This is a genomic window from Myxococcus eversor, assembly GCF_010894455.1.
Taxonomy (GTDB): domain Bacteria; phylum Myxococcota; class Myxococcia; order Myxococcales; family Myxococcaceae; genus Myxococcus; species Myxococcus eversor.
Map to the genome: position 1 here is coordinate 1 of NZ_JAAIXY010000015.1, position 12,794 is coordinate 12,794.

The 12,794-nt window shown below is 69.4% G+C and carries 8 protein-coding genes; 3 read left to right on the forward strand and 5 right to left on the reverse strand.

The features are described 5' to 3' along the window. On the reverse strand, nucleotides 1–5,727 hold a 5,727-nt coding region (locus tag G4D83_RS27595), incomplete at its 3' end, for a non-ribosomal peptide synthetase (protein ID WP_163867840.1). Between the two features lie 46 nt (nucleotides 5,728–5,773). Next, nucleotides 5,774–7,201: an MFS transporter gene (locus G4D83_RS27600; protein WP_163867841.1), complete on the reverse strand. Its 1,428-nt coding sequence runs from the start codon at nucleotides 7,199–7,201 to the stop codon at nucleotides 5,774–5,776. A gap of 268 nt (nucleotides 7,202–7,469) precedes the next feature. Here G4D83_RS27600 and G4D83_RS27605 point away from each other — a divergent pair, with 268 nt between their 5' ends. Then, a complete protein-coding gene (locus tag G4D83_RS27605; protein ID WP_163867842.1) occupies nucleotides 7,470–7,907 on the forward strand; it encodes a DUF2383 domain-containing protein in 438 nt (145 codons plus the stop codon). A 274-nt stretch (nucleotides 7,908–8,181) separates the two neighbouring features. Then, nucleotides 8,182–8,982 (forward strand): hypothetical protein, encoded by an 801-nt coding sequence (locus G4D83_RS27610; RefSeq protein WP_163867843.1) that lies wholly within the window; start codon nucleotides 8,182–8,184, stop codon nucleotides 8,980–8,982. A gap of 15 nt (nucleotides 8,983–8,997) precedes the next feature. On the opposite strand, the gene G4D83_RS27615 is transcribed toward G4D83_RS27610, so the two are convergent. The 3 genes from G4D83_RS27615 to G4D83_RS27625 form a co-directional block, all read right to left on the reverse strand. Beyond that, the gene (locus tag G4D83_RS27615) at nucleotides 8,998–10,092 is read right to left on the reverse strand and encodes a hypothetical protein (RefSeq protein ID WP_163867844.1); all 1,095 of its coding nucleotides are present in this window, start codon (nucleotides 10,090–10,092) and stop codon (nucleotides 8,998–9,000) included. A 36-nt stretch (nucleotides 10,093–10,128) separates the two neighbouring features. Then, nucleotides 10,129–10,689 carry a DUF2378 family protein gene (locus tag G4D83_RS27620; RefSeq protein ID WP_163867845.1) on the reverse strand — a complete coding sequence of 187 codons (561 nt, stop codon included), beginning with the start codon at nucleotides 10,687–10,689 and terminating at the stop codon, nucleotides 10,129–10,131. A 104-nt stretch (nucleotides 10,690–10,793) separates the two neighbouring features. Beyond that, nucleotides 10,794–11,447 carry a vWA domain-containing protein gene (locus tag G4D83_RS27625; RefSeq protein WP_163867846.1) on the reverse strand — a complete coding sequence of 218 codons (654 nt, stop codon included), beginning with the start codon at nucleotides 11,445–11,447 and terminating at the stop codon, nucleotides 10,794–10,796. Nucleotides 11,448–11,794: 347 nt separating this feature from the next. Here G4D83_RS27625 and G4D83_RS27630 point away from each other — a divergent pair, with 347 nt between their 5' ends. Next, nucleotides 11,795–12,757 (forward strand): dockerin type I domain-containing protein, encoded by a 963-nt coding sequence (locus tag G4D83_RS27630; protein WP_240356653.1) that lies wholly within the window; start codon nucleotides 11,795–11,797, stop codon nucleotides 12,755–12,757. Nucleotides 12,758–12,794 lie beyond the last annotated feature (37 nt).

Below are 12,794 nucleotides of genomic sequence, written 5' to 3' on the forward strand. Positions count from 1 at the left end.
GGCGACGATGAGCTCGACGGAGCGGTCGACGGCGATGGCGACGCGGGAGTCGGTGGTGGCGCCGAGGGAGCGCAGGTGCCAGGCGAGCTGATTGGAGCGCTCGTCGAGCTGGCGGTAGGTGAGGGAGTCGTCACCGAAGAGGATGGCGACGGAGTCAGGAGCGCGAGCGACGACGTCGGCGAAGACGGCGGGAAGGGTGGAGTCGGGCGAGACGAGCGCGGGAGCGATGGCCCAGTCCGTGAGGACGCTTTGCCGCTCCTCGGCGGACAGCATGGAGTGGGACGTGAGCGTGGCATCGGGCCGAGTGACGACGGCTTCGACGAGCAGCTCGAAGTGCCGCGCCATGCGCTCGATGGAGGCACGCTCGAACAGGTCCGTGTTGTACGTCAGCGCGCCGAAGAGTCCGTCCGCTCCCCCGTCCGCGAAGTTCAGCTCCAGCTCGAACTTGATGACGGTGCCTTCCACCTCCACCGGGCTGAGTGACAGCTCCTGCTTCTGGGGAGCCGAATCGGGTGCGGTCTGGAGGGCCGAGCCGGGGGTGTTCTGGAGCGCGAAGAGGACCTGGAACAGCGGGCTGCGGCTCATGTCCCGGCGAATCTGGAGGTCTTCAACCAACCGCTCGAACGGGACGTCCTGGTGCGCATAGGCGCCCAGGGCGTTCTCCTTCACCTGTCGCAGGAGCTGCAGGAACGTCGCGCCCGTGTCGATGCGCGCCCGGAAGACGAGCGTGTTGACGAAGAAGCCGATGAGCCCTTCCAGCTCCGCGCGCTGGCGGCCGGCGATGGGCGAGCCGACGGCGATGTCGTCCTGTCCGGTGTGGCGGGACAGGAGCAACTGCCACGCGGCGAGCAGCGCCATGAAGGGCGTGGTTCCCTCGCGCTGGCACAGCGTCTTGAGCCGCTTGGACACCTCCGGCCTCAAGTTGATGGGCACCTGGGCGCCAGCGAAGGTCTGCGTCGCGGGCCGAGGTTTGTCGAGCGGCAGGTCCAGCGTGGCGACTCCGGACAGTCGGCCGCGCCACCAGGCGAGCTGCTGCTCCAGCACGTCGCCCTTCAGCCAGTCGCGCTGCCAGACGGCGTAGTCGGCGTACTGGAGGGACAGGGGCGGAAGCGGCGACGGTGCCCCCATCGCGAAGGCCGCGTAGAGGGTGGCGACCTCCTGGGTGAGCACCCCCATGGACCAACCGTCGGAGACGATGTGGTGCATGTTGAGCGCGAGCACGTGCTCGGTGGGGGACGTCTCCACCAGAACGGCGCGAACGAGCGGGCCGGTGGAGAGGTTGAACGGGCGCATGTACTCCTCGCCCAGCAGTCGCTCCACCTCCGCGCGAGTCGCCTCCGGCGTCTGTCCCTGGACCTTCACCAGCGTCACCGGCACCTCCGCGTGCGGGGCGATGACCTGGAAGGGCTCGTCGTTCTGCTGGAGGAACGTGGTGCGCAGGGCCTCGTGGCGGCGCACCAGCTCGTCGAAGGCCCGCTGGAGCGCGGACAGGTGGAGCTCCCCGTCCAGCCGGACGAAGGAGGGCATGTTGTACGTCGCCCCGCCGGGCTGGAGCTGGTCGAGGAACCAGAGGCGCTGCTGCGCGAAGGACAGCGGCAGCGGTCCCGTGCGAGGCACCGGAACCAGCGCGGGCGGCTGCCGGTTCCGCGACGTCATCAACGTGGTGTCGATGCTCGCCGCCAGGGCCGCCACCGTGGGCGAAGCGAAGACGGTGCGCAGCGGCAGCTCCACGCCGAGCGCGGACCTCACGCGCGACACGACCTGGGTGGCGAGCAGCGAATGCCCCCCGAGCGCGAAGAAGTTGTCGGTGACGCTCACGCGCGGCACGTGCAGGACGTCGGCGAAGAGCGCGGCGAGCTTCTCCTCCAGCGGAGTGCGGGGCGCGGCGAAGGCGGCGGCGCCACGCAGGCTCTGTGCGTCAGGCGCGGGAAGGCGCTTGCGCGCGAGCTTGCCGCTGGGCGTGAGGGGCAGCGCGGGCAGCGCCACGAACGCGGACGGCACCATGTACTCGGGCAGGCGCTGGAGCACGAAGGCGCGCAGGGCCTCGGCGTCGAGCGTGGCGTCGGGTGAGAGGACGACGTAGCCCACCAGGCGTTTGTCGCCCGGCACATCCTCGCGAACGATGGCGGCGGCGTCACTCAGCCCCGGGGCGGAGCGGAGCACGGACTCGACTTCACCCAGCTCCACCCGGAAACCGCGCAGCTTCACCTGGGAGTCCATCCGTCCCAGGAAGTCGAGCGTGCCGTCCGCGCGCCACCGCGCCGCGTCCCCGGTGCGATAGAGCCGCGCGCCCGGCACCGTCGAGAACGGGTCCGGAACGAACGCCTTCGCGGTGACGTCCGGCTGCGACAGGTAGCCGTGCGCCAGGTGGGTGCCGCCGATGAACAGCTCTCCCGAGACGCCGATGGGCACGGGATGGCCGAGCGCATCCAGGACATAGAGCCGCGTGTGGCCCACCGGCCCGCCGATGGACGGCAGCCGGGGCCAGGATGCGGGAGCCCCCTGGAGTCGGTGGGCGGAGACGACGTGCGCCTCGGAAGGGCCGTACTGGTTCTCCAGGACGCTGCCCGAGAGCTTCTCGAAGAACGCGGCGACCGTGTCGCTCACCTGGAGCTGCTCACCCGCGGTGATGACCTCGCGCAGGGAGCCGGGCAGCGTGGCGCCGTGGGAGACGGCGTCGGCGATGGCCTGGAGCGCGACGAAGGGCAGGAAGAGCCGCGCGACGCGCTGCTGCTGCATGAAGTCGAGCAGCGCCGGAATGTCCTGGCGCAGTCCCCCGGTGGGGAGCACGAGCGTGCCTCCGGCCCACCAGGTGGAGAAGAGCTCCTGGACGGAGACGTCGAAGCTGAGCGATGCGAACTGCAGCGTGGTGGCACGCGGCTGGGGCGAGCGCTGGAGCTGCCAGGTGAGCAGCGCGCTCAGCGCGCGGTGGGGCATGACGATGCCCTTGGGCACCCCCGTGCTCCCGGACGTGTAGATGACGTAGGCGGGGCTCTCCGCCGACACTTCGAGACCTGGCGCGCGCGGGGACAGGCCGGCCACGTGGGCCGCGTCGACGTCCACCAGGAGGAAGCGCGCCCCGTGCTCGGAGGGCAGTGACGCCGCGAGCTGGGAGTGGGTGAGGACCACGGGCGCGCGCGTGTCCGCGAGCATGAACGCCAGGCGCTCCGTGGGGTAGCTGGGGTCGAGCGCGACGTAGCTGGCTCCCGCCTTGAGCGTGGCGAGGACGGCGACGGCCATGTCGAGCGACTTGTCCAGGCAGATGCCGACGATGCACCCCGGTGTCACCCCGCGCGCGAGCAAGTGGTGCGCGAGCTGATTGGCCCGCGCCTCCAGCGCCGCGTACGTGAGGGCGTGGGTGCCATCGGTGACAGCCACGGCGTCGGGCGTGCGGAGCGCCTGGGCCTCCACGGGCGCGTGAAGCGTGGTGGGACCGAAGGGCTCGCGGGACGTGTCGTTCCAGTCGACGAGGACCTGGCGACGCTCGGGCTCCTCCAGCATCGGCAGGCGCCAGACGGGCTGGCTCGGGTCGCTGACGGCGGACTGCAGCAGCCGCACGAACTGGTCCGCCATCCGTTGGACTGTCGCGGTGTCGAAGAGGTCGGTGTTGTACTCGAACACCGCGTTGAACGCGGTGCCGTCATCGGACGCCAGCAGCGTGAGGTCGAACTTGGCGGTGCCGCTGATGGCGTCCAGCGGGCGGACCTTGAGCGGCGCGTCGGGGTCTTCGGCCCCCACGGACTTCGGCGTGTTGAGCAGGGCCAGCATCACCTGGAACAGGGGCGTGCGACTCTGGTCTCGCTCGGGGCGCAGCTCGTCCACCAGCTTCTCGAAGGGGACGTCCTGGTGCGCATAGGCCCCCAGCGTCGTCTCGCGCACCTGGGACAGCAGCTCGCGGAACGTCATCCCCGGATGGAACCGGGCCCGCAGCGCCAGCGTGTTGGCGAAGAAGCCGATGAGCCCTTCCAGGTCCGACCGCATCCGGTTGGCGATGGGCGAGCCGACGATGATGTCGTCCTGCCCGGAGTAGCGCGCGAGCAGCGTCTGGTAGCCGGCCAGCAGCACCATGAAGGGCGTGACGCCCTCCTGGCGGCACAGCTCGTAGACGCGGGTGGCGAGCGAGGCGGGAAGCTCCACGCGCAGCATGTCCCCGCGCTGCGACTGGATGGGAGGCCGGGGCCTGTCGGTGGGCAGCTCCAGCGCATGCGGCGCGTCGGCGAGCTGGGTCCTCCAGTACGCGAGCTGTGACTCCAGCACGTCGCCCGTCAGCCAGCCGCGCTGCCAGACGGCGAAGTCCGCGTACTGCACGGGCAGCTCGGGGAGCGGCGAGGGCCGGCCCATCGCGAAGGACTGATAGAGGGCGGGGACCTCCTGCGTGATGACGCCGATGGACCAGCCGTCGGAGATGACGTGGTGGATGACGATGAGCAGCACGTGCTCGTGCTCGTCGAGCTTCAGGAGCCGCGCGCGCAAGAGCGGCCCCGTGGCCAGGTCGAACGGCGTGCGCGCCTCCGCGTCGGCGATTCGCTGCGCCTCCGCGTCGCGGGCCTCCGCGGGCACGGCGCGCAGGTCCTCGACGGGAATGGTGAAGGGCGCGGGCGGGGAGATGGCCTGGACGGGGCCGTCCTGCAGCGAGCGGAAGCGGGTGCGCAGCGTCTGGTGGCGCCGCGCCAGCTCCGTGAAGGCGCGCTCCAGGAGCGAGTGTTCCAGTGGGCCGGTGAAGCGCAGGCCGTAGAACATGTTGTACGCGGGACTGCCGGGCTGGAGCTGGTCCAGGAACCAGAGCCGCTGCTGTGCGTACGACAGCGGAGCACCGTCGCCATGCCCCGTGAGGATGGGGCCGGTGAGGGACTGCGCGGACTCGAAGAGTCGCGTCGCCAGCTCCTTCGCGTGCGGCTCGCGCAACAGCGAATACCCGTCTCCGGGCACGTCCTCGACCTGGGCGCCTGCTTCCGCGAGCACCGCCCAGCCCTTGTCCTTCTCCACGTCGGCGGCGTCGATGACCTCGGCGGCGCGGACGATGCGCGCGGTGCCGGGAAACGCCTCGGGGACGTAGCGACGCGCGGCGCGCACGTGCGCGGAGAAGACCTTGAAGCGCGCGCGCAGCACCTCCAGCGTCATGGACTCGGGCAGCAGGCCCTGGCGCGTGCCCTCCGCGTGCAGGTGCAGCAGGAGGGGCTCGGGGTCCTTGCCCGTGGTGAGCGCGGCGGGCAGCTCCAGCGGGGACAGGCCCGCCCGCAGCGCCAGCTCCTTCGCGAAGAGCGCGGCGTGCGCGGCCAGGGCCGTGGCGGAGACGCTCCGGTCGGGCGACGGGGGCGGCGGCTCGAGCAGCGTGAGCTTCGCGACATGGCCATCGCGCTGGAGCAGGCGCGCCATCTCCCACGCGATGACCGCGCCCAGTGCCCAGCCCGCCAGGTGATACGGCCCCTCGGAGCGCTCGGCGCGGAGGGCCTCGACGTAGAAGACGGCCATCGCCTCCAGCGACTCCATGGGCGCGCGCCCGTCGTCCACGCCGCGCGCCTGGATTCCGAACACGGGCTGGGACGCGGGCGTCTGGCGGAGCAGCTCCGCGTAGCAGTCCAGGCGGCCATCCACCGGATGGACCAGGTAGAGCGGGCTCGTCGTGTCGTTCCCCTTGCGCAGGGGCAAGAGCGGCGAGGCGGACAGGCTCGCCTCGGATGGGGTGACGGGGCCGACGGACGTCGGGGAGTCGTTGCGCGTGCTCACGAGGTACTCCAGTCAGTTCATTGCGCGGGGCCGGGGCGCTGCGTGCTCAGGACGGAGAGTTTCCCGTCGCCGAGAGCGGACTCTCGGACACGGCGCCTGCCGGTGGCGGTTCAGAGGAAAGAGGAATGGCGAGCGGATGGGAGGGAATCACGTCCGGATGTTCTTCCTGGACGCGCCGCGCGCGAGGAGACAGCAGAAGCAGGCCGACGGCGCACAGCACCGTGAGCCCCAGGACGACGAAAAGAAAGGCGATGCCACGCCCGGTGCCCGTGCCCAGCACGCGGCCCACGCTGCCGGCGAATGCGCCGCCTGGCGCCATCCACGGCTCGAAGACCCGGTCCGCCAGCGGACCCGCCATCAGCGTGACGAGCAGCACCGCGGACTGCCCCACCGTCTTGCGCAGCGCGGACACCCGGCCCTGGATTTCCAGCGGCACCTTGAGCTGCCACAAGACTTGCGAGTTGGCCGTGGTGAGCGGCATGGAGAACAGGAACAGCGCCGCCGCCGTGGCGAGCAACGGCACGCTGGGCGGCAGCGCGGCCAACAGCAGCATGAGCGAGGCCACGGCCGGGAAGCCCGCGATGCCGAGGATGCGGTGCTTGGGGCCGCCCCACACGCTGGTGAGGATGCCGCCGGCCAGCATGCCCATGCCGGAGATGGAGCCGATGAGGCCCAGGTTCTTCAAGTCCGTGAAGGCCAGCACCAGCGGCGTGAAGAGCAGGAGCACCAGCGCGAGGCTCGCGTTGGTGAACGTGGTGAAGGCCAGGATGTACGACAGGCCCCGCCGCTCCCGGAGGAAGCGCCACCCCTCCGCCAGCTCCCGGCTCATGGAGCGCGGCCCCGTGCTCCGCGCGGAAGCCCCCGGCGTCGGCGGGAAGCGCACGGCCACCAGCACGCCCGCGGCGAACAGGAAGCTGAGCACGTCCAGGAAGAGCACACCGTGCAGGCCAATGCTCCCCACCAGCACGCCAGCGAAGACGGGCGACGCAATCTGACTCAGCGCCGCGCCCAGCTCCGCCATGCCGCTGGCCCGCCCCAGGTGCCGCTTGGGGATGAGCAGCGGCGTCGTGGCCGTCCACGCGGGCCAGCGGAACGCCGTGCAACAGCCGCCCAACAGGACGATGGGGTACAGGTACCAGGCCTTGAACTCCAGCCGCCCCGTGTCGTCCGCCACCAGCAGCAGCCAGATGAGCGCGGTGGTGACGCCGGAGCCCACGTCGCTCCACAACATCGCCTTCCTGCGGTCCCACCGGTCCACCAGCACCCCGGCGAACGGGGACAGCACCGCCAACGGCAGCGTGGCGCAGAAGGAGATGAGCACGAAGCGCGTGGTGGAGCCGGTGAGCTGGTAGACGTGCGCGCCCAACGCGAACGACGTCAGCCCCGAACCGAACAGGGAGATGAACTGCCCCAGCCACACGAGGCCGAAGGTGAAAAGCGGGCGCGACGGCGAAGCAGGCGACGGGGCGGTCATTCGGCGTGACGATGCGAGCTGGGTTGGCTGGCGAGCTTCCCACTGGCCAGGGGCACGGCACAGGAACTGGGGCACTCCTGGATCAGCTTCACAGCCCTGACGCATTCTTGCAAACAGACTACCCGGACAGTCGCGCTGATACCTGCTGAAACACGGACGGAGGGTGTGGCCCAGGGGAGGTGGCGGGGGAGGGGGCCCTCGTTGCGAGCGGGCGGGCACGCCGCACCTTCTTGCTCAGCAACCCGTTCACCACTTCCAGGAGGCCTTCATGGCGCAAACCGACAAGGACGTCGACACGCTCAATTCCTTCCTCCGGGGCGAGATTTCCGCGGTGGAGACCTACCGGCAGGCGATGGGGCACATCGAGGACGACGTGCGACGTCGCACGCTGGAGGAGTGCCGGCTGGACCACGAGGGGCGCGTGGAGAAGCTGCGCGAGCGAATCGAAAAGCTCCACGGCAAACCGGCGGAGGGCTCCGGTGTCTGGGGCGCCTTCGCGAAGGTCGTCCAGGGAGGCGCGGACGTGCTGGGGGAGAGCGCCGCCATCTCCGCGCTGGAGGAAGGCGAGGACCACGGCCTGCGCGACTACGAGCGAGACGCGGAGAAGGTCAACGGCGACTTGCGACGCTTCGTGCGCATGGAGCTGTTGCCCGCGCAGAAGAGCACCCACAAGAAGCTCAGTCACCTGAAGCACACCCTCCACTGAGGTGACGTGACAGGTGGGAAACGCCGGGGCCCGGGCCGCGTTCAGCGCGGCTTCGGGCCGCCCCTGGTGGCACTCTCAACTTCCAGGAATGCGCTCGGGCCAGGTGAATCGTCGGGCGTTGACCGCGTCACAGCCGGCACGCCTTTCTTCCGAAGATATAGAACGCCAGGGAGGGGTCGGACGTCGGGGGTTTCACGGCGGACGGATGGGGCCTGGAGGTTGAAGGTGCGGCGTGCGATAACCAGGGGTCCGCCGACGAGGCTGGAGGAGATGCATGTGGCTGGACGACAGCTCTTCGGAACGCGACGAGGTCTCCGGTGAAGCGCGGCGCGGAGACGAGCGGATCGTGGTGCCAGAGCCAGGAGAATCGGAGCACGAGCAGATGCCCGTGGCGTCCCCCGCGCTGAAGGAGAACAGCCATGCGGGCGCGCTGAGCGCGAGCTGCGAGGCGCTCTTCCGCTGCACCGAGCAGGCCCTGCCCTGGGCGTGGAAGCTGCTCCAACTGGCCAAGGGGCCCGGGGCGCTGTCCGCCGAGGCGCGCGGTGCCGCGCTGGAGTTCCTGGACCGCATTCCTCCCCACGTGCGCCGGGGCGTGAGCGAACTGCTCGCGTTCAGCAACCTGTGGCAGGCCGTCTGCACCCGGCTGGGGCGGCCGGTGGCGCGCTCCACGGAGGAGCTGCTGCGCGAGCTGAATGGGGACTTGCAACTGCTGCTGCGCGGCGCGCAGGCCCGGCTGGGGACGACGGCCGCGCTGGAGCACGGGCTGCTCCTGCACCTGGGGCGGTTGCGGGAGTCGCGAGGCATGGAGCCTGGCGCCGCGCTGGAGCTGCGGGCCGCGCTGGATGCCTTCACGCACTCGGTGACGCAGGTGATGGCCGCGGCGAGCGCGTACCGCCGCGCCTGGGAGGCCGCGCAGGCGGAGCTGTCCGAGTCCGCCGAGTGGCTGGGCGCGGGAGACCCCGGCTTCTGCGCGTGGCTGGCCGAGCACCTCTCCGCGTCCGTGCCCGCTTGGCGCGAGGCGCATGCCTCCAGCCGGCTGCTCCAGGAGCTGGGCGCGCTGTCGGGTCCTCCGTAGGAGGGGAAGAGGTCCTCAGGCCTCCACGAGGATGCGGTGCCGGTACAGCTCCACCAGGATGTCCTCGGACAGGTCCGCCTGCTTGTTCTCGCGCAGGTGGTGGCGCACGGCCTCCACGGGCTGCCGGCCGGTGAACTCCACCAGCAGGCCGTAGGCTTCACCGGGCAGGGCAATCGCGTCGAAGTCGCTGTACGCGCCCAGGGCCACGCTGCCGTCGGGCAGCCACTGCACGGTGGCGTCCGGGTTGAAGCGCAGCGTGCGCGGCAGCTGGGGTGAGATGGACGTCGAGAAGAGCTTCTCCACCGCCTTCAGCTCGATGACGCCGTCCAGGCCCAGCAGCTTGTCGAGCCCCTCCGCCGTCAGCCCGCGCACCAACTGGTAGCAGGCGCGGAAGTACTCCGCCTCGCGGCCCACGTGCTCCTTCCAGAGCTCAGCGTAGGCCTTCGCGGGAGGCGGCGCGTCGTCCAGGTCCTCCACGCCCAGCGGGACGGGGTTCAGCTCGGGGCGGTCCTTGCCGGACAGGACGTAGTCGGGCAGCAGTTGAAGCGACGTCCAGCGCGACAGCTGGATTTCCGTCAGCGTCAGGTACGTCTTGAGGGACATCCAGAACTTGCGGCCGTCGGCGCCCGCGACGTACTTGCAGAAGAAGGTGGAGCAGACGGCCTCGCGGTACGGCCAGATGGTGCAGCCGCCGCTCTCTTCGCCGTAGTAGGGGCAGCGCAGCGACGCGGCCCGGCCGAAGAACTGGTGCCCGTTCTTGTAGAGGAAGTGGAACTTCGCCGGGGGCTTCACCCACTGCGGCGTCACGCCGATGCGGCCGGCGATGCGCGCCTCCATGCGACGGCGGCCCTCGGCCAGCTCCGGGCGGTCATCCGACAGGAGCGCTCCGACCAGGTAGTTGGGCAGGCGCGGGAAGTAGGTGCAGCACTTGGTGTCGGGGCGGAAGAAGCGGCTGACGCCGTCCACGGAGTCGACGGCGCCCTCCGCGTTCTCCTTGCACATGGCGCACTTGGAGCACGTGGCCTTGGTCTCCTCGGGGACGTCCTGGCGGAAGAAGTCCGGCAGGAGGTCGCGGTAGAGCTCGGGGAGGCTGTCGAGGAGGCGAGTCATGGGTTTGGGGCTCGGGGGCTCTCTGAGGTGGGGTTTTCAGCGCGCGGAGGGGTCGTACCACTCGATGCGATAGGTACAGGACTCCGCGTCGTGACGGGTGCGGGAAATGGTGAGGCCCCGGACACCGATGCGGTGCAGGCCCTCCTCCAGCACGCCCTCCACGAACCCTTCCGTGACTTCCGGCTCGTTGAACCACAGCTCCGCGGTGGTGGGGTTCACCACGTTGACGCGCGTCTGGGTGAAGTTGTTGCCGCTGCGGAAGTTGTGCGTCATCCGGCCCAGCGAGCGCATGGGGCCGAGCACGCGCGCCAGCGTGAGCACCGCCGAGCCCATGACCGTCTGTGCGTAGCCTTCAATCATCCGCCGGGCGAGCCGCCTGCGGGCCTCTTCCAGGGGCTTCTCCGGGTAGAGGGCACGGCCCACCTCGTCCAGGCACCTCACCCACACGGTATGGGGGTAGGCGGCCTGGAGCGGGGCATCCAGGTCCATGCCCAGCTCCCGGAGCTGGTTGCGCAGCTCGTAGGGCAAGTCCCTGTCGAGCGTCTTCAGGTAGAGGCTGTCCACCGTGTTGCCGAAGATGACGCGCTCCTGGCTCATGCGCTCGTGCCCCCGAGTGTCGCCAGCCTGCCAGGCCGGCGGGCGCGCATTCTCCCCGGAGCCGACCTCCGGAGGCCAGTCCTGTCGACAAGTCGTGGGCCGGGTCAGGGGATGATGATGCCGGACCCCAAGGCGCTGGAGATGACCTCCTGGGCGTTGTGGATGAGGGTGAGGCCTGGAGGTGGGACGTTGGGATTCAGGGCGCTCCCGGTCCGGAGCTTGTTGATCATCTTCCACTGCCAGGAGCCGACGGTGAGCTGCGGGTAGGTCCCCGTGCTCCAGGGGCCCGCGCATTGGCTCGAGCTCGGGGTGCTGTTCTCCGCGCCGCCGGTGAACAACAGGATGTTCTTGATGGCCAAGGTGCTCGGTCGATACGAGACGAGACCGTCCACGGCCGCGCAGACGGCATGGGCGAGAGGCGTGCCTCCTTGGCCCACCTGCAGGGACGACAACGTCGCGATCGTGCTCGCGGCGCTGGAGGTGAAGGCCTGGTGCTGGATGTAGCTCGTGCCCTCGAATGACCAGACAGCGTAGTGCTGTGGCAGTGGGCCTCCTATCTCCACACGGTTCTGGGCTTGAATGATGGCCCGCTGGAATCGCGTCAATCCATCGGCGCCGACCACCGCCATGGAGCCACTTCGCTCGATGAGGATGATGATGTGCCGCTCGGTGAACTGCGCCCGCGCGGATTCGGAGTGCAGCACCAACGACAACCCAAGCATCAACAGCAGGCGTTGAAGCATCGTGTTCCTCGTCATGTGAGGTTCTCGGGGCGGCCAGCAGCCGCGTCAGGAGGGGTGGTTGCGCGCTTTCATGTCACGTCCGGTTTGTTTTCTGAAGAGCCCGGGGTTTCCGGAGGCCGTGACTGGATTGTGGCGGAGCAGGAATGTTGCCCTGGCTTGTATGTGTTTCCCGCTATTCTTCGTCTCGTAGTCCTGTGGCATAAGAATCGCGGACGCTTTTGTGTCTGATGTTCTGGGTGTCCCGCCCGGAAGCCGTCGACCTGGCGACCGCCGTTCAAACGACGTTTCAATTCCGTGAGGATGGACTCGTGAAAACATACACCTCGATGGTGCGTCTAGCCTTGTCCCTGGGAGTCTGCTTGATGGCTGTGCCGCGGGTGGCCAGCGCTCAGCCGGCGCCCCCGTATACCGAGGAGCACGTCATCATCCTCATCGACCGCAGTGGGTCGATGGTGGCCCCGCGGCTCAATGGAGAGACTCGTTTTCAGGCGGCTCTCAAGAGGGCCCGGGATTATGTGGAGACGGTGAGCACGCTGCCGCGGCATATCGCGGTGTGGAGTTTCGAGGGGACTTCGTACATCCGGCATCAGGCGTTCTCGACGTCGGCCACGACGACGCTCAATACCTTGAACTCCCTGGGTGTTGGCCAAGGTGTGACGCCCCTGGCCTTCTCCGCGTGCGCCGCCGTGGATGAGCTCAAGTCCTACCGCACGACGGTTCTTGGACGAAAGAAGCTCCGTCTGAGCTCTGACGGATTGGAGAACAGCTCGCCGGTCGGGACGCAGTGCCAAGGGGGAGAGAGCGTGGGGGGCTACCCCAACCTCGACCCCGGCTCGTGGCAGTGGAAGGTCCTCAACAAGCTCCGGACGGGAGATGCCACGAATCCCAATCCCGTCCCTACGTTCATCCAGGTCATCGCCGACATCGACTTCTTCACCACCTACATCACTGACTTCAATGGCTCGCACTCAGGTGCCTATGAATGGTCGGAGAAGGGCGAGCCGACGTGGTCGCCTGTCGCATTGCCTGTCGAGGGGCCCGCGGTGAGGTACCTGGGAGGGCTGTCGTCGGCCACGGGTGGGCGATTCTCGCTCGCGCTGGACAACGCCCCGGCGCCTGTGTTCGGCGACACCAATCAGGATGGTTGCGTCAACATCACGGACTACGACCTGGTCATGGCGAACTTCGGTCTGACGGTGCCGCCGGGAAATCGCCTGGCGGACGTCAACGGTGACGGCCTGGTCGACTACAGCGACTACACGGTGGTCGTCGCCAACTGGGGCCTGGGTGGGCGGTGTGCCCTGCCGCAGCCGGTCCGCGAGTAACGGCCGCATCCGTCGTCCCGCTCCGGCCCAGCGAGAG

Excerpts from the sequence above, each read along its gene's own strand:
- G4D83_RS27600 (WP_163867841.1), bottom strand. The coding sequence starts at position 7,201 with ATGACCGCCCCGTCGCCTGCTTCGCCGTCGCGCCCGCTTTTCACCTTC.
- G4D83_RS27605 (WP_163867842.1), top strand. The coding sequence starts at position 7,470 with ATGGCGCAAACCGACAAGGACGTCGACACGCTCAATTCCTTCCTCCGG.
- G4D83_RS27610 (WP_163867843.1), top strand. The coding sequence starts at position 8,182 with ATGTGGCTGGACGACAGCTCTTCGGAACGCGACGAGGTCTCCGGTGAA.
- G4D83_RS27615 (WP_163867844.1), bottom strand. The coding sequence starts at position 10,092 with ATGACTCGCCTCCTCGACAGCCTCCCCGAGCTCTACCGCGACCTCCTG.
- G4D83_RS27620 (WP_163867845.1), bottom strand. The coding sequence starts at position 10,689 with ATGAGCCAGGAGCGCGTCATCTTCGGCAACACGGTGGACAGCCTCTAC.
- G4D83_RS27625 (WP_163867846.1), bottom strand. The coding sequence starts at position 11,447 with ATGACGAGGAACACGATGCTTCAACGCCTGCTGTTGATGCTTGGGTTG.
- G4D83_RS27630 (WP_240356653.1), top strand. The coding sequence starts at position 11,795 with ATGGCTGTGCCGCGGGTGGCCAGCGCTCAGCCGGCGCCCCCGTATACC.